The organism is Nostoc sp. (assembly GCF_036919575.1).
Classification (GTDB): Bacteria; Cyanobacteriota; Cyanobacteriia; order Cyanobacteriales; family Nostocaceae; genus Nostoc.
In genome coordinates this window covers 21924-46287 of sequence record NZ_JBALBY010000086.1, presented here as the reverse complement: position 1 = coordinate 46287, position 24364 = coordinate 21924, and the positions used below count along the sequence as shown (strand labels likewise).

The following is a 24364-nucleotide window of genomic DNA, read 5'->3' as shown; positions in this document are numbered from 1 at the left end:
TTGAAACTAAACCACGAAAATAACTTAGTAGAGTGTTATTTTATGCACCTAATGAAGGCTGATCTTTAGTATTTTTTGTCATCGTCAGAGCTACAGCTGCTGCATAAGCAATCTCCGCGGCCATTTGATAAGCAAGTTTGATACTCGATGAAGTGTCCTTGGCTTTAGGAGAGAGGGAAGCTTTTTTTCGGCGCGACTCTTGTTTGATATCACCTGCGACAATAGCTCGCTGTAAAATGATCCAGGCATCTAGGTCTTCTGAGTCATAATTACTTTGAAGTTGCGATCGCAGTTTATCTTCGGCTCCAACACTCAGATAGCCAGTAGTTAGAGCTTCTTGCACAATTTTTTTAATTAAAGCCATAATTTGAACCAAGTGTGTGAGTTAAAACCGATACCTCAATTTGCGTGTTTGATCTTCTGTTGTGGACTTCTCCTGAAAACTAAGCTACGTTTTAGCTCTCTCTCAATAGAATTTATAATAAGTAGTATTAAGAACGCATCCCCCGCTTGGCTCACCCGAATGGGTGATTTACAATTTGTAGACAAAAATGCCAATTAACCGCTTAGAGTATTTTTCAACTCCCGATCCTCAAGGGATTTTATTTAAGTGTATAAAATTATTTGGGAGTAGCGTAAACTTTGCCTAAACTAGGCATTGCTCCAGTAAAAAAGTTAACTGATTTCCACCATTCTCATTAACAAGCAACCTGGAAATCAACTTATTTATTAAGAGTGTTCCACTAAAAATAAAATGTGTTATCGTTAAAAACAATTGTTATTAAAAACCATTCATCTAATTATAAACGTGAATTGGTTAGTCTGTAAATCATCCGTGTGCAACATGATTGGAGCAGCATACTCTAGAAATTCGTTGCAAGAAAGCCGTCATAGCAGTCGGGGAAGCGCTTACTTGTTTGCACCGATGGTTAACTTCAATGTGATGGCTGATGTGGGAGATAATCCACCCTAATTGGGTTTTATTTGGGCAAAAATACCCAGAAAAATCCAACAATAATTACATTGTCATGCTAGGCAGAAATTTTATCTAAATCTTTGAAATAGTCTAGTCAAATGTATTTTTTGTTGCAAAATAGCTTGTGGAACTGAGTTGTTTCAAAAGACTAAAACCGCTTGAGAGAAAGTAGCCTCAAAGCAAACAACTCTATCCCTAGTTGCGTAACAAGCTTTGCAAATTTGCCGGATAACCAAAACAGTATCCTATTTAAACCAGCAAATTTTTTTGCAAATACACTACACCATAGGAGAAAGAAGATTCCTGCTCCCTCTCCTTACTAAGGAGAGGGCTGGGGTGAGGTTTAGGCTTTCTACGAAAGTGAGATGCTCCCCAAAAGCTTCTAGCGAATTAACGCAATTTTGCATATCAATTGAGTGATTCTACACACCTAAGTTCAAGAATTGTTCACATAGTCAAAGCCAGACTCTGGTTTTTCAAATGTTGGAAAACCACCTAAAAATATGGGGAAAATTCGGTAATATTGCCAATTTACCTTCGGTGTTAATGAATACTAATACTGTTGGTATTGGCAGAAAATTAGGATACAGCCAAAACAACTTTCAAGACTGTCAACAACAATTGATTAAAGAGATATGTAGCCATGCCTAACGAGCAATATTTTTCAAAATTGCAGCGCGTGCAAGAACTTTTAGTAACTACGGTGTTAGGAGATATTCCGACACTTCTTCTGGGGACAAAGTTGCGTAATTTGGGATATCGTAGTATTTTTGCCCAGATAGGTAGCCCAGTGTATATTCAAAATGGTGTTGAATTTAACGGTACTTCTTGTATTGAGATCGGCAGTGGAGTCTATATTTTCAAGGGTGTGCGGATGGATGCTAGAGGACACAAAAATAATAGAATTCATCTAGGAAATAGAGTCGCTATTGAGCGTAACGTTGATATAGGGTCTTTGTCAGATACGTATATACATATTGATGAAGACACCTTCATTGCTCCCAACGTGTCTATTGAGGGGCCAGGAGACATTAAAATTGGTAAACACTGCTTGATTGCTGCCCACTCAGGGATATATGCCAATAATCATAATTTTGCAGATCCGATAGAGCCGATTAAATACCAAGGTGTTACTCGCAAGGGAATTGTGATTGAGGATGATTGTTGGCTAGGACATGGGGTAACAGTATTAGATGGCGTTACTATCGGCAAAGGCAGTGTTATTGGTGCGGGAGCAGTTGTGAATAGAGATATTCCTCCTTTCTCCGTTGCTGTAGGTATACCTGCACGAGTAATCAAAAACCGAATTGGCAAAGACTTAAGCATTGTTCAAGCTGAGAAATAGGGGATGGGGCATGGGGCATTGGGCATTGGGCATTGGGCATAATAACTATCCCCTGTAACTTGTAACCTGTTCCCTTTTTTTAAGAAACCTTTGCTGTTAGTCAACGTCACAAGAGCAAACAGTCTCTGAGTTGAATGGCACGCTTGTAAAGCCCAAAGGCTTGTGTTGCCTCGTTGCCTCGTTCCCAGCCTCCAGGCTGGGAATGTATTCCGAGAGGTTCTACCTCCGGTCAGGGCAAGGGCTGTATTTTAACTTAGTGCCATTCGTCTCTGAGTTATTTCTTAAGGGCATCTAAAAGTCAGACAACTAACACCTTGCACCATTCCAATAACCGTAGGATAGGTAGTGCCAGTCCACAGTCCCCAATTCCTAGTCCCAAGTCCCCAGAGTCCTCTAAAAAAGGGACGAGATTTGGGTAATATAAAGGAGCTATGTTTTCTGCATGGCAGATCCTGAAAGAAAAGCTCTCTTTAGTCTTACCCGTTGGAGATATTTCTATGCTGACTTTAAAAATCGCTGTTTATATTGTTGTTGCCTTCTTCGTCGCTCTCTTCATCTTCGGATTTTTATCGAACGATCCTGCTCGTAACCCCGGCCGTCGGGACTCAGAGTAAAAGAACGTTGAAGAAGAATGCAGAATGCAGAATTCATTTTGAATTCTGCAATCAATTAGTCGGGGATTGGGACCCTCCACTGAATTGTTGCACCACCAAATCGTAGATTTGGTGGCGTCTTAAACCCGGTTATTCATCCGCCAATCGTAGAGAATTCATTCTGAATTCTGACGACTGGCGCCTTTATTCTGTTCGATAAATCATCCGCGACTTTGGAAGGCGGAAGATACTAAACGCCACGGAAACTTACTAAACTTTCGCCTAGTAAGTTTCCTCTCCCAAGTGGCTTGCTCCAGGTAGCAGAAGACGACAGTCGGAAGGCAAAATGTATATTTATCCTTCCGTCCGTCATTTGGCTGTTTGTTAGCCCGATTTTGCTCAAATATGCTTCATCCAGTTCTGCCGCCCGATCCGCCTCCGATCCTCGAATCTTTACAACCCGTAAATCCCGCCTCATCTGCTAGTCATTCAAAGTTTCTTTCAGGTGTCGAGACTGGAATACACGAAAAGATAGACAAATTTAAGCAGCCCAAGGCTTTGGCTCAGTTGGCAATTGCGGATGACACCAAGATTGCTCCGCCATTGCCAACTGTGATCAACTCAACTCAGGATGACTTGGTAGTTGCCAAAACTTCCTCTATACCTCATTCACCAGAAACCTTTCCACTAGAATTTTCCCCCCTTACCGCTTCTAGGAGTGCTGCACTTTTGGGGCAGTCGGTGGTAGTTGGTTATCCCATGCAGAAAGTTCTAGCCCCTAATAGCGATCAGACCAGTAAGACTCAAAACCCCTACGGAGCGCGAATTGGGACAGAGGGGGAGAAACTTCCCCCATTCTCCATGTTCTCTGCTCCCCTGCCTCCTCTTGACGTTGCTCCAAGTGTCACAAACACTGACAAGTTAGTTGAGTCAAAGGCGGAAATTTTAGCTGAAAAGTTAACCCAACAAAAACAGCAAAGTAATATTACTGCACAACAGTCTTCAGGACAAGAGAATATCTCTGTATCTGCTACTGATCTTGCACCGAGTTCTCAATCAGTACAAAATTTTATAGAATTCAAGTCTCGCAGCCCGACAAACCAACTCTCGGCGCCCATCACTGTAGAATTTAAGTCCCAAAGCCAGCAACAAAGCCAAGTACCAACATCTACACCACAGGTCAATACCACTAATCAGCCAGAAAGTCAACCATCTGGTACAACTGCACCAGCTAGCACGCCGCCAGCCAGACCGAGAATTGTGGAAGTTACTTCAGATCGGCAAGAGTATGACGAGCAACGGCGAATTGTTACAGCTGTAGGTAATGTAGTTGTGCGATTTGATGGGGCGGTGGTGGATGCCGATCGCCTGCAAGTCAATTTGGACAATTTGATCGCTGCCGGAGAAGGCAACGTAACTTTAACCCGGGGCGATCAAATACTGCGTGGACAACGCTTTACCTATAACTTTGTTCAAGATAGTGGGGAACTGGAAAATGGTAGAGGAGAAATTTATGTACCTTCAGCACAAACAGATTTTGCTTTCTCACCCACCGATGTAACTGCTGGTGGAGTCTCAAAACTTCCGCCAAGCGATCGCATTCGAGCCAATCAGCCCCTTTCCGGTGTGAGCAGCCCTGGAGGAATTGATGTGACAATTGGTGGCCAGGCAAATGCTACCAACATCCCGCCACCGAAAAGTGGGGGTGTAGTCAATCGGCTCAGGTTTGAAGCTGAACACATTGACTTTTATCCGCAAGGCTGGCAAGCAAGCGATGTCCGCATCACCAATGATCCTTTTTCGCCCCCAGAACTAGAATTACGCGCAGATAAAGTAACTCTGACGCGAGAATCACCCTTGGTAGATCGGATCAGGACACAGAAGCAGCGTTTGGTATTTGATCAAACACTCTCCTTACCAATTCCGGTGAATGAGCAGACTATTGACCGCCGGGAGCGGGACGTTACACCCTTTATAGTCTCCCCTGGCTATGATGGAGATAAGCGGGGTGGGTTGTATGTTGAGCGTGGCTTTCCAGTGATCAATACAGACCAGACTCGCTGGACGATCACGCCCCAGTTATTAGTACAGAAAGCTGTACAAGAAGGCACGGGTGACTTAGGCGCACTGTTTGCTGTGAAGACAAAGATAAATTCCGTTTTGAGTCCACGGACAATAGTTGAGGGGACTGGGGAGTTAACTAGTTTTGACTTGAACAAGGTGGAAGACAATTTGCGGGTGAACTTGGCATTGCGCCAGACATTAGGCGATCGCCTTCCCTATATCTTGAATCTGCAATATAACTACCGCGATCGCCTCTACAATGGTAGCCTCGGCTTTCAAACTGTCCAGAGCAGTTTTGGCGGCATTATTACCTCTCCTGTGATTCCTTTAGGAAAAAGTGGCATTAACCTCAACTATCAGGCTAGCGCTCAGTATATCGATGCCAACACCGATCGCCAAGACTTACTAAAACCACAGCGTCAAAACGATCGCATCTCACTAGGTCGTTTACAAGCCAGCGCTACCCTCAGTCGTGGGTTGTTACTGTGGCAAGGAAAACCATTACCACCCACTGCCACTGAGGGATTACGATACACGGCTAAACCTGTAGTTCCTTACTTGCAAGCGATCGCTGCCATCACAGGCACTAGCAGTTATTACAGCAATGGTGATAACCAAAGCATCTTAACTGGTACAATTGGCTTACAAGGTCAAATTGGTCATTTTTCTCGACCTTTTTTAGACTATACCGCCTTTAATATTAGTTATTCCCAAGGCTTAAATAACGGATTATCACCCTTTTTGTTTGATCGCTCCGTTGATAACAAAGTGTTGAGCGGTGGGATATCACAGCAAATCTACGGCCCTGTTCGCTTAGGTTTCCAAACATCTATTAACTTGGATACTGGTATAGAAACTAGCACAGACTACATTTTGGAATATAGCCGTCGCACCTATGGCATCACCTTGCGTTACAATCCGGTGCTAGAGTTAGGCGGGTTCAGCATCAGAATTAGTGATTTTAACTGGGGTGGCGGCACTGATCCATTTTCGGAAGTTAAGCCAGTAGTAAACGGCGTGCAACAGGAGAATTATTAAATAAGTCGGAAGTCGGAAGTCGGAAGCGATGCCCTTCGGCAACGCTTGGGGTACAGTTTTGTAACGGGGATAAAGACTCATTGCCACAAAACTTGCTTTTTTATTGAACCGGGGGACTTAAACTAAGAGGTTGTTTGAAAAGTCCTCTTCTTGGTAGCAAAACGTTCTAGATCCCCCTAAATCCCCCGATAAATTGGGGGACTTTGATTCCGGTTCCCCCCTTTTTAAGGGGGGTTAGGGGGGATCTAGAAGTGCCTAAAATCACAACTAAATACTTTTCAAACACCCTCTAAGGGACTGACAAATAAAAAAATACTCAACTACTTCTTGTGGGGTAATTTACAGCGCATTTCAAGTTGGTGAGGTACACAACCAAAGTCTCAAACCCTGCTGTAAAAGCTGTTTTACTTCTGAATTCTGACCCCTGAATTCTGAATTCTGCTGTATTTGTTGTCAGTCCCTAAACCAATATCTTGCATCAGTTCCAACAACCGCCTCAGAATTCATTCTGAGGCTAATAGCTAAAGTCTTCTAAAGAAGACTGAGCAAAAGTTTGAGTCCACTAAGCGTGGAGTTGAGCTATCAGCCCAGAACTTGAGTTCTGGGCGGGCAATGGTGCTAATTGAGAATGATGCAAGATATCAGTAAACCGTTTTTGTTAACCGAACCGTATTGACTTAACTCTTTTCAATTTTGAATTTTGAATTTTGAATTTTGAATTTTGAATTCCGCCCTGCGGTACTAGGTATTCTCAGCTTGGCATAGTCGCCGCTTAGTTGAACACTTGACGGTGGTTGGTGTAGGGTTGCACAGCATCTTTGCACTGCGGCTTGGTACTCTCGCCATTGCTTGCGGATTGCAATACTTGCAGCATCGTTACCTAAGTCTGAAAATCTTAGCCCCGCTCGAATCAGCCAAGATTCCACGTCAGTTGTTTCACCAACTATTTCTGGAATGGGATTAATGTTTTCCATGAGTAATATCTTTTATGCATATTTAAAATTGGTTATTTAACTTTAAGAGAAACTACTGAATAATAGCCAATATAATTGTTTATCAAAATCATAAATTAAAATGATTAAAAAAATGGTTCATATCTGAGTATCCATACTCATATACCACAGAAGGAATTACTATTACATCTCTCGTTTGGATGAAATACACGGTAGGGGCACAGCATTGCTGTGCCCCTACGAATGGTCTGTATTCTATGCAATTGAGAACCGCTATATTACGGCTGGCAAACATCATTGCTTTAGCTTGCGAATAAGGTGTTTTCTAGCTCGTAATCACTAGAAGCGATAGCCTAATCCGGCTTGGAAGCTCAGGGCATCAGCATCACTATTTCTGTAAGCGTCAATACCCCATTTAGTATCGCCATAGGCAATGACATTGTTGCTAACTTCTGATTCAATACCAAGGGTGACTACAGCTGCATTCTGATTGCCCAATGGGGTTTTTTGACCTTCGTCAGTTACAAAAGAATAACCACCACCGAAGTAAACATTAGTATTTTTTGCAATGGGCGCATCATAAGTCACTATGGGCATAATGGCGGCAGCATCACCACCATACAGCACAGAACCCCGCACTGAAAGAGGTGTTTTGGGAACGGCGTAACGTCCTTGGATATTGCCACCAACTTGTGCTTCATCGTTTCCTTGTCCGCCACTGGTTGCACCAACCGCAATCCCAGCACCGATGTAATTGCCGTTTGTACCGGCTGTTTGAGCAGATGCAATTCCCGCCGAAAGGACGATTGAAGCAACAGCAAATACAGAGGCAGCTAATTTTGTAAGTTTCATAGGATTCTTCTCACCAGAGTTAAGTAAAATCAATGTTCTCTAGTACTAGAATCTCTTTTTTTACAAAATGTAACCTCGCACATTTGGTTCACCCTACTGGCTGAATTATTGTTCACCCACTTGGGTGTACCAACTAAAATATTCAAATGACAGTTATTTTATCTAAACTGAATTCTGAATTCTGAATTCTGAATTCTGAATTCTGACTCCTGACTCCTGACTCCTGAATTCTTCTTCAATTCTTCAAAAAGCGCTGACGCAGACGAGATATAAATCTATTCACTTCTGGTATTTTCATCGATGAAGCGATCGCAGCAAACACTGCAATCCCCACGAAGCCAGATACACACAACTGCAACACCAGAATCAGTAAACCTTCTTTATCTGAGAATTGCTGACAAGTAACCAATGTCCCATAGCTAGCAACACCAGCGACAACGCTACCCGCAGTCAAACCCAAAATCGGCAAACTCCACTCACGCCAAGGTAAACCATTAAGTTTGCGATCGAGCAACCATAACAGCATTAACATTGAACTGCAATTTACACCCACTGTTGCTAACACCAAACCAGGAGCACCAAAAGGTTTAACAAAAAACCAATCTAATAAGATGTTGAGCAAGATGTTAAAAATACTGATGCGAAAAGGTGTCTGTCCATCGCCTAAAGCATAAAATACCCGCACCAAAACATCACGTCCCAAATAGACAAACATCCCAATTCCATAAGCGACTAACAATGATGAAACTAGCTGTGTGGCTTCTGGTTTGAAAGCACCGCGCTCATATACTACCTGCACAATGGGTACTGATAGCGCCACCATCAGCGCCCCTAGCGGTAGCATGGTGAAGGCAGTGAGTAGCAGTCCTTGGCGAATGCGTAATTTTAGCTCTGGCCAATTTTCGGGTCCGGCAAGTTTGGCAAATATCGGTAATAGGGGCAGTAAAATGATATTAGAAATAATCCCTAAAGGAGTTTGTACTAATAGATTGGCATAGTTAAATCCTGCCGCCGCACCAGGGATAGGACTAGCAAAATAAAGGTCAGTGGCAACATTAATTGGCATCATTCCAGAGGAAACTGTTGCCGGAGTCATGATTTTAATTACTTCTTGAACGCCTGGGGATTTAAACTCAAACCGCAGGCGTAATGTGCCTAATCCTAACCGCCACTGGACAATTAGCTGCACTAACCACTGGAGAACGGCTCCTGCCAAGGTTCCCCAAGCTAAGACCATTCCCCCGATTAAAGCGTACTCCGGTTTAATAATGTCTTTGCCCAGTTGCATAGCCAAAATAGCAAGACCGGCAACAACGGTAATACTGGATAATAAAGGACTAATGGAGAGTAACCAATATTGATTGGCTGTATTCAGAGTACCAAAGCCAATGCCAATTAATCCCGAAAATAAAGCCATTGGTGCCATAATGCGGAGTTGTTGAATAGCGATCGCTCTGGTTGTCGCTTCCAAACCATGACCGACTAAATCAACGATCGCATCCGCAAATAAAATCTGAGCAACTGTCACCAACAACAGCACTCCAGCCACCAGCGTTGTCACAGTTTCCACTAGGGGAGCCGCTTCTTCTCGCCGCCGCTTGGCTAAAACGCTGACGATCGCACTGTGTAATGGCCCATTTACACCACCGAGTAATATTAATAGAAAGCCAGGTATAATATAGGCATAACTATAGGCAGTGGCAGCAGCACCAACACCAAAAGCGGCAGCGATCGCTTGCTGCCGCACTAAACCGAAGATTTTACTAATTAATGTGGCTGCGGCAACAATGCCAGCAATTCCAGCGAAAGAACGAGAGGGTTTTTGGTCTTGTTGTGTCACGAATAATATCCGACAACTCTAGCAGAGTGCATATCTTAAAACATTTAACCTGAAATTCCGCAGTCTGTCAGGTAATTTTTGACAAATTAGTTATTTTAAGTGCGATGCCTGCGGTGGTCACTGAGCTTTGTCGAAGTGCGGGCTACGCCTGCGCCCAAAATTCAATTCCTGAGATTGCTATGATACAGCGAATTGAGGGTTGAAATTTACAGCTATTTTCAGGTAAATAGACCACGCGGTAGGGGTACAGCATTGCTCATTGGTGTCAACTTAAGCCTTGGCGAATAGAATTCGCGGCTACACAAACAAAGTCCACCTTCGTGGACTAATACAAAATCAAGGGTTCTTAACCCACGAAGGTGGGTTTTGCCTGTGTAGACGCGGTTTCTAACCGCCCTTTTAGCTTAAGTTGACACGTATGAGCATTGCTGTGCCCCTACGACAGATGTGGTTCAAATACATGATTTCTGCTGTAAACCCATAGGCGCGGCGCGATCGCCAGGGTAGGGGCGCAGAGAATTCGCTATGATTTTACGCAAAGCTGTACTTAGTCATGTTTTCTGCTGTATACAAACCAAAATTATTTTTTAACCGATTACGAAGATAGATAAAGATTGGGGAACTATAACAATAACCATCTTCTGGGAAATAGTTGAAGACTGCAAATTTTTGCAGGTTGTCATATTTTTGAGGCTCTTTAACTCCATGAAGTTTGGGATGAGGAATCATTAATAATCCAGAGCAATGGAACCAAATTCAAATTTCACAGAAAATCAACTTCTCTTGTCAAGCGATCAACTTCAAGAGCAACTAGAGCAACAAAAGGCTCTGGCGAGTGTAATTGTGCGAATTCGGAAGTCTCTTGACTTAGAAACAATTTTTCAAACGACCGTTACCCAAGTGCGTCAGTTGCTAAATGCTGACCGTGTAGCAGTCTTCCAGTTTGACCTGGAAAAAGATTGGGAAGGAGAATTTATTTCTGAGGATGTTGCACTTGGCTGGGACTCAGCAATGGCACTAAAAGTTTACGACCACTGTTTTGGAGAACAATTTGCTGCCAGTTATCAACAAGGTCGAGTGCAAGCAGTCGGAGATATTTACAAAGCGGGACTGAGTGATTGTCATGCCGAAATTTTGAGTAAATTTCAGGTAAAGGCTAATCTCGTTGTCCCTCTATTGCAGGAGAACGAACTGTGGGGATTACTTTGCATTCATCAGTGCAGTCAGCCTCGTGACTGGAAAGAATCGGAAATTGAGTTTATTCGTCAAATTGCTGACCATCTTTCTGTGGCGATTCAACAAGCAAAGCATTTCCATGAAGTCAAATTACAAGCCGCAAAATTGGCTCAAGCGACTCAACGCGACCAAGTAATTGCTCAGATTGTCGATGAAATTCACTCACACCTTGATATTGAAGCCATCTTTAAAACCACAACTCAAGAAATACGCAAGCTGCTGCAAGCTGATCGAGTTGCCATCTTTAGGTTCAATCCAGATTGGAGTGGTAACTTTGTTGCTGAATCATTTGCGTCAGGCTGGACTCCCTTAGTTGGCATTGAGCCTGCGATCGCTGATACTTATTTACAACAGACCCAAGGGGGACGTTACGTTGACAAGCAGACATTTACAGCTAATGACATTTATCAAGCCGGATTAACAGACTGTCATATAACCCTGTTGGAGCAATTCCAAGCAAAATCCTTTGCAACTGCCCCCATTCTCCAAGGAGATCAACTTTGGGGAGTCATCGCTGCCTACCAAAATACCTCACCCAGACAGTGGCAATCTTATGAAGTCGAATCATTGATCAAAATCGGCAGACAAATTGGTGTGGCACTGCGACACTATAAGTTGCTGGGATATGCTCAGTACCAAGCAGAGCAACAAAAGACATTAACTAGCGTGATTACTCGAATTCGGGAGTCTTTAGATTTAGATACAATCTTCCAGACTACTGTCACCGAGGCACGGCAAATGCTGCAAGTAGACCGAGTGGCAGTGTTTCGTTTTGACCCTCAAAAAGATTGGGAAGGAGAATTTATTTCTGAGGATGTAGTACCTGGATGTAATTCGGTAATAGCAGAAAAAGTTTATGATTATTGCTTCGGTGAAAACTTTGCGACCCTTTACGCGCAAGGTCGAGTAAATGCGATCGCTGACATTCATCAAGCAAAGTTTCCAGGTTGCTATATCCAAATCCTAGAAAAATTTCAAGTGCGTGCAAATATGGTCGCACCTCTCTTGAAAAAAGGTGAACTTTGGGGATTGCTGTGTATTCACCAATGTAACGCTCCTCGTAACTGGCAACCCTCTGAAATTGAATTTGCCAGTCAAATAGCCCAGCAATTGGGAGTCGCATTAAAACAGGATTCTTATTTAAAGCAAGTTCAAATGCAGGTTGTCCAGTTAGCAGAAGCCACCGAACGGGAGAAATCAATGGAACGGCAAGAATTGCTGGCTGCAACCATTGATAAAATCCGCCAGTCACTCGATATTAAAACTATTTTTATAACTACTACTCAATCTGTGCGAGAGTTGCTCAAAGTCGAGCGAGTTGCAATCTACCGCTTCAACTCAGATTGGAGCGGTAAATTTGTGGCAGATTCCTTTAAAGATGGTTGGAAACCTCTTACACCAACCCAACCAATGATTAGAGAAACTTTTGAGGATACAGACGACGATAACGAACTTCCGCGTAACGAAACCTTTGTTCCGATTCGGGAAGGTGAAAAATTATGGGGATTATTAGTTGCTTATCAAAATTCGCAACCGCGTTATTGGAAACAGGAAGAAATTAATTTGCTGGCTCAAGTAGGGGTGCAATTTGGAATTGCAATTCAGCAAGCGGAATTACTCGAACAAACTAAACGTCAAACCTTAGAACTTACTCAAGCCCTGCAAGAATTAAAACAAACTCAGACCCGGTTAATTCAGGGTGAAAAAATGGCAGGTTTAGGACAACTACTTGCTGGAGTCGCCCATGAAATCAACAATCCTATCAGTTTTATTTCTGGCAATCTCATACATTTAAATGAATATACTCAAGAACTGTTAAATGTTGTGAAACTTTACCGTCAAAACTCCTCCTTCTTGCCAACTCTCCAACAGCAAATTGACAAGACTGATTTGGACTTTCTCATGGAAGATTTACCCAAAACCGTTGAGTCAATGAAAGTAGGAACAGAGCGGATTTGTGAGATTGTGCTATCACTGCGTAACTTTTCTCGTACAGATGAGGTTGAATTGAAGCCAGTAGACATTCATGAAGGATTGGATAGTACTTTGCTAATCTTAGGGCATCGTCTCAAAAATAATAATGAACGCCCAGCTATTGAGATTGTTAAAGAATATGGTAGTTTACCTTTGCTCGAATGCTATCCCGCGCAATTAAATCAAGTGTTTATGAATCTTTTGAGTAACAGTATTGATGCATTAGAGGAAAAGCTTAAAACTATACAGCAAAGGTATTTGAAATTATCCCAAACGTGTCCGATAATACCCTTAACTATCTGGATTAGTACGCAAGCCGTTAATAACCAGATTGTAATTAGAATAGCTGATAATGGTCTGGGGATTTCAGAAGAGGTGCGATCGCACATTTTTGACCCCTTCTTTACCACCAAAGCAATAGGTAAAGGTACAGGGTTAGGATTATCTATCAGTTATCAAATCGTGGTTGAAAAACATCATGGTCAGATTAAATGTTCCTCTAAACCAGGAGAAGGAACAGAGTTTTTGATTGAAATTCCCACCACTAGTTAAAGGTGACTGATTTTCGACAATTCTCAGTTAATCTTAAGTAGGGGAGCCAGGATAAGCAGAGGTTTCCTCCGTTCCCCGAAGGCATCATACAGCGTATTGCGTTACGCCTATACCTATACACCAGCATTAATAACTTGGTTAGCAGTCAGCTTCAGTTCAGGGAATGTGGGAATTTCAATAATTTGTTCTCCCCTATAGACTGCTTCATCGTAAAAACCTTCAACCAAAGTTAGAACTGTTACCCGCTTATCTATCACTTTGCCATTTTGGTCAAAGTCCAGAAAATCAACCAGCAGATAAACTGGGATGCCAAGAATATTGTATTCTGCTCTTTTGGCTCGATGGTCACGGCTTTCAGTTCCTGCACTCACTACTTCAACAACCAAAAGTGGTGGGGGTTCATCGAGTTCAATGACGGCTTCTCTGTTTCTCAGACTTTTCCACTGTTCCAAAGGCAAAACTGTGACATCAGGAACTCTAGAAGTATCTCGCCTACCAACTTGAGGTACTCTGACTCCGATAGCAGCTTGACGCGCAACCCAATCTAGTCCCAGTCGCTCAATTTCTGTTGTCAAACCACGTTCTAGAAAGTGCATAACTTCACCATGTCCACCACGAGGTTGAGCCACTGGTATCAATTCTCCCCGTTCCAGTTCATAGCGTGTGTCAGTGCCATCGTTATAAGTTAAATATTGGTCAAAGGTAACTATTTGTTTAGTTGTAGTCATGTTGCTACCTTCGTCTATACTCAATATAGTTTAACGTGAGTTCGACAAATCTTATTTGACCTCTCAAGAGCAGCCCCTCTCCGTTGGCGTCAGCCTGCCGTTTTAGGCAAGCGGAGAGGGGAGTAAAAAGCTTAATTTTTCGTTGCTCCTCCCTTTCCGTTTCGGAGAGGGAGGCTGTCCGGGAGAGGTTCATCGAACTCACGTTAGTTTAGGATAATTTGGGATGCGATCGCACAGTTGATGTTGAGAAAGTGGCATTTTTTCGCTAAAATGTCTCTGCTTTTATACTCAACGCGGAGATTCTTTACTTACAACCCAAACTATCTCGCGTTGACACACCTGTAACCGAATTTACGCCATCGGCTTTTTCACACAGCAGCGACACTTGATAACGGTCAATTAATGCATCTGTAAAATCAGCACCAGTGATATCAGCATCGTAAAAACGGCTGCTCGTCAAAGTTGCTTCTGTAAAAATGACATTTTTCAGGTTAGCACTATCCATAGTCACGCGATCGACTAAAGCGCCGCTCAAGTTCGCACCTTCCAGATTTGCTTTTAATAGAATTCCCTTAGTCAGAATTGCATTGCTTAAATTCGCCCCTTGGAAATTCGCCCCCCGCATTTCTGCTGCCACAAAAGTCACACCTGCCAAATCAGCATGAGAAAAATCACGATTTTCTAAATTTATATTGTTGTAGTTGATTGTGTTTACTTGAGCAAAAGCCGGTTTGGGATTAAGTATTATCCACAAAAATGCTAGTGTCAAAATCGCAATCAAACCAAAAAACCTGAGTAAAATCTTTTTCATAACTTTATTATTTTTCAGTAGTCCTTTGTCATTAGTCCCCGTACCCCTTCGGGGAAGCAAGCTACGCGCAGCCTCTCCCTTCGGAGAAGTTCTGAGCGCCGGAAGCCGGCGCTCAGACTTCTCTCTTTGTCATTTAACCAATGACTAATGACTAATGACTAATGACTCTTACCTATTTCCAATCTTTACCAATGCGGATTGTCAGATCAGATTCTAAATCACCGATCGCCGACACTTCTATTTGACCCAAGCCTAAGACTTTTTGCAAATCAACTCCAACTCGTCGGTTGCCTTTTTGGACAACAATCTGAGTTTGACGTTGGGTATCTGGCCAATCAGGCACTTTGTAAATATTAGTAAAGCCTTTCTGTTTGAGATAAGCAATAACTTTTTCAGTTAGCTGAGGTTGATTGGAAGCATTTTGAATAGCAATTTTGAGGTTAGGAACCCGGCGCATATCTGGTTTCAGACCAGGTACATTTACCCCAACATAATCATTCAACAGGCTCTGTTGTCCAGTCATGTTCAGCCAATAGCTATCAGGATCTTTGCTAAAACGGCTAAACGTACCAGGCAACATGGTCATTTGGAAATTATCTCGATCCAAGTTCAGACCGAAGTTCACCAACGCCATCATTTCTTCCATCTTCAGGTTGGTATCAAAGTATTTTCGCATCAAGCGAGTTAATTGAGGCAACCTGGGTAAGACGGTAGGACTATTTAAGCGTTGCAGCAGCGCTGCTGTTAGTGCTTGCTGACGCTGCACTCTCGGCAAATCTCCCAAACCTGGTTCGCGGAATCGGACAAACTCTTCTGCTTGTTCGCCGTTGATGGTTTGCCAGCCACTGACTAAATTAATCGACAGCCGACTGCTAGAGTCTTTATATTCCATTGATTTGGGTACAAAGACCTCTACTCCGCCTAACTGATCGACTAACTGCCGTAAGCCACTGGTAGAAATACGGATGTAGCGATCGATTGGGGCATTGTTTAAGGTACGGCTAACTACCCGTGCTGCCAAGACTGGGCCGCCTTTGGTATTGGCATCAGATACCTTAGTTAATCCTTTTTCTCCCTTTTCGGGGATGGCGATCATTGTATCTCTGGGAATGGAAAGCACCCTTACAGATTTGTCACTAGGGTTGAGGCGTACCAGCAGCATGGTGTCGCTTTTGCCAGCAAAGCTTTCTGGTGAACCATCAACAGTACCACTGACTGGTTCAATCCCCATAATTAAAATATTCATCGGTCGTGAAAGCTGGTACTGTGAGAGTTTGCTCCATAACTCCCCAGGTAGTGGTATTTTTACCTCGTCTTTAGCAGTAGTTCCTAAATCTTCATCTGTTCGATCTAGATTGCTCCATAACGGAGTCCACAGCGCTAATGTTGATACCAGTAACCCAGATAAGATGATGCCGATGACAACCGTCATGATCCACAACAGCCATCGAGGCATGGTCAAGCCCAGTCTCTCGTAAAGCTGATTAGGAATGTCACTCACAGATTCAACGACGCTACGGTTCGGATTCGCTAGCGGGTTTAGTTTGACATCTTCCTCCTCTGAATCGGCTACTGGTACAGGTGTTACTTGATTTTCCGTTCGTTGAAGTTGCGCCGATCGCACTTCAGCTTCAAATTCTACTACTTGCTGAGATGTAAGCGGATTTTCCGACCATTCGACTTGTTTTATCACAATTATTTCCCCACTCAACCACTCCCTAAAAGTTATGTTAATCCAAGCTACAAATATTGCCAGTGGAAAAGGTCACTGTAAACTTGTAATGTTCTTCGGTAAGCGTGTATGACAACATGAATACTTTATTGTTCCCCGTAATCCTTGCTGGTGGTAAAGGTGAACGTTTTTGGCCTCTGAGTCGCAAAGACCGACCCAAACAATTTTTAAGTCTTGATGGTAGCTCTAGAAGCTTATTACAAGCAACCGCCGATCGCTTGTTAGCACTCGGAGGTGGTTGGGATTCCTTGTGGGTTATCACTTCTAGTCAGATAGCTGAAGGGGTACGACAACAATTACCTGATCTACCAGTTGAAAACTTACTGATCGAGTCGGAAGGAAGAGACACAGCCGCCGCCGTTGCTTGGACAAGTTTAGAAATCAAACAGCGCTATGGAGAAGACGCTGTGATTGGCTTTTTCCCTGCTGACCACTGGATTGCTGACCAAAAAGCGTTTGCAGACGCATTAAGCGCGGCTACGCAACTGGCAGCAAGCACAGCAGCGATCGTTACACTGGGGATCAAGCCTACTTTTCCATCAACCGGTTATGGCTACATTGAACAAGGTGAAAAAATAGGTAGCTTTAATGAGTTGCCAGCTTATTACGTCAACCGTTTTACTGAAAAGCCCGACCGTGAAACAGCAGAAACTTTTTTATCTACGGGACGCTTTAGCTGGAATAGTGGAATGTTCGTTTTTCGGGCAGGGGTTGTTCTCAAGGAACTACATACCCATGCTCCAGAAATTATCGAACCTTTAGAGCAACATGGTCCTGATATCTATCCCCAGTTGCCTAAGAAAAGTATAGACTATGCGCTAATGGAAAAGACAACTCTAGCATACGTTTTGCCAGTTGATTTTGGTTGGGATGATTTAGGAGATTGGAATGCGATCGAACGCTTACTGAAGACAGAAGAAACTCCCAATGTCGAACTGGCTACTCACATAGGGTTGGATACGCAGGGGGCGATTATTTATGCCTCAAATCCAGAAGACGTAGTTGTTACTATTGGTTTAGAGGATGTGGTGATTGTGCGCGATCGCAATGTCACCCTTATTGTTAAAAAAGAACGTACCCAGGAAATCAAGCAGATCCTCAAAATTCTCCAAAACGATTCCCGATTTACCGACCTGCTATAAAAGTTAAAACCCCTGGCAGAGGCGAAAAAGTCTATTTTTCCATTATAACTTGACTGTCCAAAAGCAGAGCATTGGATATTGGGCATGGGGCATGGGGCATTGGGCATGGGGCATTGGGAAAATTCTTTCCTTGTCCCCCTCATCTCCCTCATCTCCCTCATCTCCCTCATCTCCCTCATCTCCCTCATCTCCCTCATCTCCCTCATCTCCCTCATCTCCCTCATCTCCCCCACTCCCCACTCCCCACTCCCCACTCCCCAAAATGTTCCTCACCCAAACTGTTCCCCGTCAAAGAGAAATCCTGGAAGTATTCCTTCGCAATGGCTGGGACTATATGCGAAGGCTACTTACTGGTGGCAAAGCTGATGAACCCCAGCTACCTACACCTGCGGTTTTAAAAAATATCCTGGTAGACTTGGGGCCAGTTTATGTTAAACTTGGTCAGCTACTCTCCACCCGTCCAGATTTACTTAGCGCCGCCTACATTGAGGAACTGTCAACTCTTCAAGATGAAGTACCAGCAGTTCCCTGGTCAGAGATCGAAATAGTCCTCCGCAAAGAATTAAAACTTTCACTAGCAGAAACCTTCAGCACAATTAACCCAATCCCCGTAGCGGCAGGATCAATTGCTCAGACACATCGCGCTACATTAGCAGACGGTCGAGAAGTCGCTCTGAAAGTGCAACGTCCGGGAATTGATATTACTATTGCTCAAGATATTGCCTTAATTCAAGGGATTGCCGATTTAGTGGCTCGTACTGAGTTTGGGCAAACCTACGAAATCAAATCTATCGCCGAAGAATTTACCAAAGCTCTAGAAGCTGAATTAGATTTTAAACGGGAAGCGGGTTTTACAGACCAACTGCGGCGTAACTTATCTAAAAGTCGTTGGTTTGATCCGACACAAATAGTGGTTGCGGAAATTAACTGGGAATTGACCACAGAAAAATTACTGGTCATGGAATGGCTGGATGGAGTGCCGTTCCTGTCGGCGGATTTGGAAAGTGACGCCAACGTTAAAGACCCTGCCGCAAAGCGTAAAGAAATAACTACTTTGTTATTTCGGGTATTTTTTCAGCAACTATATATTGATGGCTTTTTTCACGCTGATCCCCATCCGGGGAACTTGTTTTATCTCAAAGATGGTCGTGTTGCCCTCTTAGACTGTGGCATGGTGGGAAGACTTGATCCGCGTACACAGCAGATATTAACAGAAATGTTGTTAGCGATCGTTGATTTAGATGCTCAAAGGTGCGCTCAGTTAACTTTACAGCTCTCAGATTCTGCTCAACCAGTAATTTTATCGCGGTTAGAAAATGATTACGATCGCATGTTACGAAAATATCACAACGTCAGCCTAACGCAAATAAACTTCAGTCAGATAATCTATGAAGTTTTACAAGTTGCCCGCAACAATAAAATTAGGCTGCCTAGTAATATGGGTTTGTATGCCAAAACCCTAGCGAATTTAGAAGGTGTGGCGCGGACATTCAACCCGGAGCTTAATTTTTTTGATGAAGTTAAACCATTAATTACAGACTTGTTTCGTCGGCAATTACTAGGCGATAATCCAGTGCGATCGCTCCTCAGAACAGCCTTGGATATTAAAAGCCTGTCTCTCCAATCTCCCCGGCAAATAGAACTATTATTAGACCGAGTTACCTCAGAAACCTTACAGTGGAATCTATCGCTGCGAGGATTAGATGGTGTGCGGCGGACTATGGACGATGCAGCTAACCGACTATCTTTTAGTATTTTAGTGGGTTCGCTGATTATGGGTGCAGCAATTATTTCCACCAGAGCGCAGACAACAGAGCTATCTTTTTTAAGCAGCATTCTATTTGCAGTCGCTAGTTTATTGGGTTTGTGGTTAATTATCAGTACATTGCGATCGGGACGTTTACGGTAAAACCTATATGTTGTGCTAGGAAATCATGAACGCTGTCACTAGCACCAGATGAGAAACAAGATTCTTGCTCCCTCTCCTTACCAAGGAGAGGGTTGGGGTGAGGTTTTACAAGGCTTTTACACTCATTGAGATGCTCACTGTAGTAAGCGGCTCCAGTCCTTACTAATAGCCAATTTAATTAAACTTATATTACGTAACATCGTTTAATTTATTCTTGCCCACTTACTTACATCTGTGATTCTAATATAAAAAATATGTCAATCATCATTGCTGAAAATCTGAGTAAATCTTATCCAGTAGCAGTTAAAAGTCCGGGTATTAAAGGTACAATCACCCACTTTTTTCACCGCACCTACCGCTCAATTAAAGCAGTTCAGGATGTTTCCTTTGAAATTGCCCCTGGTGAAGTAGTGGGGTTTTTGGGGCCAAATGGTGCTGGTAAAACCACCACACTCAAAATGCTCACAGGGCTGATTCATCCTTCTAGCGGTACAGTCACAGTCGCTGGACAAATTCCGTTTCATCGTAAAGAAGCATTTTTGCAAAAAATTACCTTGGTAATGGGGCAAAAGCAGCAGCTAATTTGGGACTTGCCAGCGCTGGATTCTTTGAAAATTAACGCTGCTGTATACGACATCTCTGATAAAGAGTTCCAACGGCGGGTAGGGGAATTAACAGAGATGCTTTCTCTAGAAGGCAAACTTACCCAACCAGTGCGGAAACTCTCTTTGGGTGAGCGAATGAAAGCGGAATTGCTAGCAGCACTTTTGCACCGTCCCCACGTATTATTCCTAGATGAACCAACGCTAGGATTGGATGTAAATGCTCAAGCAGCAGTGCGCGATTTTTTGCGCGACTACAATCAGCGTTATCAAGCTACAGTGCTGTTGACGAGTCATTACATGGCTGACATCACAGCTTTGTGTCAACGGGTGCTGTTGATTCACCAGGGGAAGCTGATGTATGACGGTAGCTTAAATGGACTGCTGGAAAGTTTTGCTCCTTATCGGGAAGTCCATATAGAGTTAGCCCAACCTCTACCGATAGAAAAACTTATGACCTATGGTAATGTACAACTTTTAGAAGGGCGATCGGTGCGTTTTATGGTGTCGAGAGAGGCGCTCACCCGCACCGTTTCTCAGATTTTGGCGGATTTGGAGGTAATTGATTTAACTGTCACCGAGCCGCCTGTAGAGGAAGTAATTGGACGAGTTTTTCAGGCAGGTGTTGTGGAGAGACGCGATTAATCGCGTCTGTACAAGAGTGGATAATTCTGGGTAATTTTTGTCGCGGGAAGTGAATAAATGAAGCGGATAATTAGAAAAGCTCTAACTTTGCTGTTAGTATACTACGCCTATATGGTTGAATATCGGGCAGAACTAATCTTATGGGTTTTAGCTGGGTCTTTACCGATTATCCTCATGGGTGTCTGGATACAGGCGGCACAAGGGGGACAGTTTGGGCTATCACCTGTGGATTTTGCCCGTTACTTTATCACGGTTTTCATTGTTAGACAACTCACAGTTGTTTGGGTAATTTGGGACTTTGAAAGAGAGGTAGTGGAAGGCAAGCTTTCACCCAGGTTGCTACAACCACTTGACCCAGTATGGCATCATGTTGCGGGGCATATTTCTGAAAGATTTGCCCGCCTAATGTTTGCTTTTCTCTTAGTGGCATTGTTTTTTATTCTCTATCCCCAGGCTTTTTGGGTACCAAGTTTGAGTAGATTTTTGCTATTTACATTGGCCGCAGTGCTAGCTTTTGCTTTGCGGTTTATGATTCAGTACACCTTTGCCATGTTCGCCTTTTGGACAGAACGGGCTAGCGCTTTAGAAAATTTCTGGTTGTTGTTTTATTTATTTTTATCTGGTTTGATAGCACCTTTAGAGGTCTTTCCAGAACCTGTGCAGAAAATAGTGATGTTTACGCCTTTTCCCTATTTGATTAATTTTCCTGCGAGTCTTTTGGTAGGGCTACCCGTGGATATAGGGCGGGGATTTTGGTCAATACTGGGATGGATATTAGTATTTTTGGGTGCGAATCGCTTGCTTTGGCGTGCGGGTTTGAAGCGGTATTCTGGGATGGGAGCTTAAATACTCCAAAACCAGTTCAATGGTCAATAGCCTCTCCTCTCATATCGCTTTTTCCCGTGCCTGTTGAAAAATTTCCTGATAAAAGAAGATTTCTCGAACACTGACATATCTCACCTCATCATTTGCTGAACTCAAGCGCTTTCTAATACGAAGCTAGCAAAAAAATCCATGCAAAGTAGCAACTCACCACAAGAATTTTATATCTATGTTGATATAGATGACACGTTAGTCCGAAGTTATGGTGGTAAAAGAATACCAATTACTGCAACGATAAAACATGTCAAAGAACTTAAAAAACAGGGGGCTAAACTCTATTGCTGGAGTTCGGGTGGTTTAGAGTATGCGAAGAATACTGCAAGGGAACTTGGAATTTTAGATATTTTTGAGGCATTTTTGCCAAAACCTCAGATGTTACTGGACGACCAAGAAATAAAGTATTGGAGAGGGATGATACAAGTTCATCCTATATCGTGTCAATCCAAAAGCTTAGATGATTATCGAGAACAGTTAAAAGCTCATCTTACAAAAAGTTTTGATATTTAGCCCAATCTCCAATCTCCCAATACGGTTCGGTTAAGCTATAAACAGTGAAATTGCAATTATTCGTAAGTTCCAAAAAATTGTAGGTTGGGTGGAGGCTTTGAGTAACCCAACATCCTGATATACCTGACATATATATGTTGGGTTGCGCTCCGCTCCACCCAACCTACGTCTACGTCTAATCCACTATTTTAGCCTAGAGGGTCCACTACGTGCATTTCAAAAATCAAATACTAGTCCTATATACTTTGCGAGAGATTTTATAAATTACTTGGTATCGTCTTAAATTTTTCCGCCGACCCCAAAGAATAATCTTCTAACTTAAAATCAGCAAAAGGTTTCTTTTCCAACCTATCTCGTAATGCCTCATCCAGAATTAAACCTGCTGATTGTTTTTTAACCCCAATTATTATAATACTTCTCTGATATTTAGTTAAATCTTGATTTGCCTGACAATCACTCCGTTGAAATTGTCCCAAATTTAATATCCGATAACCTTTGACGCTTGGTGTATTAATAAATAAACTTTTCACTAAATATTGTATTTGTTTGGAACGTTCTAAAGCCACACGTTCTTGAACTGCTGTATTACCTTTGCAAGAAGCTGTACCTACAGAGATAATCTCACTGGGAGCTTCCATTATATTTTGTATACCTTCTTGTTCTAAGTTCAACTTTAAAAGGTCTAGGCTAATAATTTCATCATTATATTTAATTTGAAAATTGCTACCTAAAAGCCATTTATATTCTAGTGATAAAACAGCTATATTAAATTCCGCTACCTTCCCCTGACTGTCCCTACCTTCTTTATAAGGAAAATAATCAATCTTACCTTTTTTATCTGGAGATTGTTCGGAATTTGCCATCAAAGTAAATTTTGATGTCCGCGTTGCTAAAGCCACTATACTAAGTAATCCTAATATCACTAGCAGGGCTGCAAAAAATGCCAGTAGTCGTACTTCTTCTGGCTGTTTATCTGGAGGCGACAAAGTTTTAGTAATTGGCGGGGACAACTGCTCGGTGTTAAGATTGCCTGCTAAATTAATATTTGTAGAAGTAGTTTCTGTTAGTTGGGTTTCAATTTCTTCTAGGCGGTGTAAAATTTCCTGAGTATTCGCAGGACGCTTTTCTATATCAGTTGCTATTAGCCAATCAATTAAATTCAATAGTAAGGGTGAAATATGGGTAGCATGATTTTGCCAGTGTAACAAATTGTGCTGCATATCATACATATCTAAGGGATGGTATCCTGTGAGTAAAAATACAAAGGTGCGTCCCAAGGCAAAAAAATCTGATTGCGGTACTGCTTGAGCATTCATTTGTTCTGGAGCGCTGTAGCCAGATGACATAAGTGCTGTCATCCCGTCGCCGTTGCTGAGTTGGTCTGGGTAGGTTCTGTCAATTTCAGTGGCGGTGCCAAAATCAATCAGTACCAAATCCCCCCAACTCTTCCCAAGGGGGGATCTAATCATGATATTAGATGGCTTAATATCTCGATGCAGGTAATGTTTGCTATGCACTAAATCCAAAATTTCTATTAACTGTTTTAACCAGGCGATCGCTTGTTCTTGAGAAATAGGCTGATTATGCTGCTGTAGCCACTGTTCTAAGTTGTACCCATCGATTTTTTCCATTGCAATGCAATGCAAAACTAAACCATTTCGGGTTTGATACTGGAAGTAACTATCTTCTTTGGGAATGCCGGGATGCTTGAGTTGTCGCAATACGGTTACTTCTTGCTGAAATAGTTCTACTGCTTTGGCGTCGCCTGATAGATTCTCTTTGAGTATCTTGAGGATTTTAGGGGTATCTTGTTCGTATGCTTCATAAACTTTACTAAACCCTGTTTTGTCACTCAATAAGCACGTCACCCGATAACGCCCTAGCAATTCCAGATGGGAACCACAGCTTTGACAAAAGCGGTTTTGATGATTATTCGGGTGATTTGGTTTAGGGCAAACGGGATTGATACAAAGGCTCATGAGT

The 24364-nt window shown here is 42.8% G+C and carries 19 protein-coding genes; 11 read left to right on the top strand and 8 right to left on the bottom strand.

What is annotated here, in order from left to right:
• Nucleotides 1–40: 40 nt before the first annotated feature.
• On the bottom strand, nt 41–364 hold the full coding sequence (locus V7K27_RS22510; RefSeq protein WP_334950294.1) for a hypothetical protein: 324 nt from the start codon (nt 362–364) through the stop codon (nt 41–43).
• A gap of 444 nt (nt 365–808) precedes the next feature.
• On the opposite strand from V7K27_RS22510, the gene V7K27_RS22505 reads away from it, so the two are divergent.
• The 5 genes from V7K27_RS22505 (at nt 809) to V7K27_RS22485 (ending at nt 6016) form a co-directional block, all read left to right on the top strand.
• Nucleotides 809–973, top strand: coding sequence for a hypothetical protein (locus V7K27_RS22505; RefSeq protein ID WP_179063512.1), 165 nt, complete (start codon nt 809–811; stop codon nt 971–973).
• 483 nt (nt 974–1456) lie between these two features.
• A complete protein-coding gene (locus tag V7K27_RS22500) occupies nt 1457–1627 on the top strand; it encodes a hypothetical protein (protein WP_334950293.1) in 171 nt (56 codons plus the stop codon).
• On the top strand, nt 1620–2321 hold the full coding sequence (locus tag V7K27_RS22495; RefSeq protein WP_334950292.1) for an acyltransferase: 702 nt from the start codon (nt 1620–1622) through the stop codon (nt 2319–2321). Before V7K27_RS22500 ends, V7K27_RS22495 begins: the two co-directional genes overlap by 8 nt.
• A 497-nt stretch (nt 2322–2818) precedes the next feature.
• A complete protein-coding gene (locus V7K27_RS22490) occupies nt 2819–2935 on the top strand; it encodes a photosystem II reaction center protein I (RefSeq protein ID WP_334950308.1) in 117 nt (38 codons plus the stop codon).
• Between the two features lie 384 nt (nt 2936–3319).
• Complete coding sequence (locus V7K27_RS22485) at nt 3320–6016, top strand: DUF3769 domain-containing protein (protein ID WP_334950291.1); 2697 nt, start codon at nt 3320–3322, stop codon at nt 6014–6016.
• Nucleotides 6017–6693: 677 nt separating this feature from the next.
• On the opposite strand, the gene V7K27_RS22480 is transcribed toward V7K27_RS22485, so the two are convergent.
• From V7K27_RS22480 to murJ, 3 genes are all read right to left on the bottom strand, one after another.
• The gene (locus tag V7K27_RS22480; RefSeq protein ID WP_334950290.1) at nt 6694–6990 is read right to left on the bottom strand and encodes a hypothetical protein; all 297 of its coding nucleotides are present in this window, start codon (nt 6988–6990) and stop codon (nt 6694–6696) included.
• A gap of 318 nt (nt 6991–7308) precedes the next feature.
• Nucleotides 7309–7821, bottom strand: a complete 513-nt coding sequence (locus V7K27_RS22475) for an outer membrane beta-barrel protein (RefSeq protein ID WP_334950289.1) — start codon at nt 7819–7821, stop codon at nt 7309–7311.
• A 235-nt stretch (nt 7822–8056) separates the two neighbouring features.
• Entirely contained in the window at nt 8057–9661 is a 1605-nt protein-coding gene (gene murJ, locus V7K27_RS22470; protein ID WP_334950288.1) for a murein biosynthesis integral membrane protein MurJ, read from the bottom strand.
• 744 nt (nt 9662–10405) lie between these two features.
• Between murJ and V7K27_RS22465 the strand changes: the two genes are divergently transcribed.
• Nucleotides 10406–13423: a GAF domain-containing sensor histidine kinase gene (locus V7K27_RS22465; RefSeq protein WP_334950287.1), complete on the top strand. Its 3018-nt coding sequence runs from the start codon at nt 10406–10408 to the stop codon at nt 13421–13423.
• A gap of 113 nt (nt 13424–13536) precedes the next feature.
• Here the strand turns inward: V7K27_RS22465 and V7K27_RS22460 are convergent, their stop codons facing one another.
• From V7K27_RS22460 to V7K27_RS22450, 3 genes are all read right to left on the bottom strand, one after another.
• Nucleotides 13537–14151, bottom strand: a complete 615-nt coding sequence (locus V7K27_RS22460; protein ID WP_334950286.1) for a Uma2 family endonuclease — start codon at nt 14149–14151, stop codon at nt 13537–13539.
• Nucleotides 14152–14455: 304 nt separating this feature from the next.
• Entirely contained in the window at nt 14456–14962 is a 507-nt protein-coding gene (locus V7K27_RS22455; RefSeq protein ID WP_334950285.1) for a pentapeptide repeat-containing protein, read from the bottom strand.
• A 172-nt stretch (nt 14963–15134) separates the two neighbouring features.
• Nucleotides 15135–16655 carry an LCP family protein gene (locus tag V7K27_RS22450; RefSeq protein WP_334950284.1) on the bottom strand — a complete coding sequence of 507 codons (1521 nt, stop codon included), beginning with the start codon at nt 16653–16655 and terminating at the stop codon, nt 15135–15137.
• A 116-nt stretch (nt 16656–16771) separates the two neighbouring features.
• Here V7K27_RS22450 and V7K27_RS22445 point away from each other — a divergent pair, with 116 nt between their 5' ends.
• From V7K27_RS22445 to V7K27_RS22425, 5 genes are all read left to right on the top strand, one after another.
• On the top strand, nt 16772–17836 hold the full coding sequence (locus V7K27_RS22445; RefSeq protein WP_334950283.1) for a mannose-1-phosphate guanylyltransferase: 1065 nt from the start codon (nt 16772–16774) through the stop codon (nt 17834–17836).
• Nucleotides 17837–18098: 262 nt separating this feature from the next.
• Nucleotides 18099–19745 (top strand): ABC1 kinase family protein, encoded by a 1647-nt coding sequence (locus tag V7K27_RS22440; protein WP_334950307.1) that lies wholly within the window; start codon nt 18099–18101, stop codon nt 19743–19745.
• A 254-nt stretch (nt 19746–19999) separates the two neighbouring features.
• A complete protein-coding gene (locus V7K27_RS22435) occupies nt 20000–20992 on the top strand; it encodes an ABC transporter ATP-binding protein (RefSeq protein ID WP_334950282.1) in 993 nt (330 codons plus the stop codon).
• Between the two features lie 57 nt (nt 20993–21049).
• Nucleotides 21050–21838 carry an ABC transporter permease gene (locus V7K27_RS22430; protein ID WP_334950281.1) on the top strand — a complete coding sequence of 263 codons (789 nt, stop codon included), beginning with the start codon at nt 21050–21052 and terminating at the stop codon, nt 21836–21838.
• A 168-nt stretch (nt 21839–22006) separates the two neighbouring features.
• The gene (locus V7K27_RS22425) at nt 22007–22381 is read left to right on the top strand and encodes a hypothetical protein (protein ID WP_334950280.1); all 375 of its coding nucleotides are present in this window, start codon (nt 22007–22009) and stop codon (nt 22379–22381) included.
• Between the two features lie 257 nt (nt 22382–22638).
• Here the strand turns inward: V7K27_RS22425 and V7K27_RS22420 are convergent, their stop codons facing one another.
• The gene (locus V7K27_RS22420) at nt 22639–24360 is read right to left on the bottom strand and encodes a serine/threonine-protein kinase (RefSeq protein ID WP_334950279.1); all 1722 of its coding nucleotides are present in this window, start codon (nt 24358–24360) and stop codon (nt 22639–22641) included.
• Nucleotides 24361–24364 lie beyond the last annotated feature (4 nt).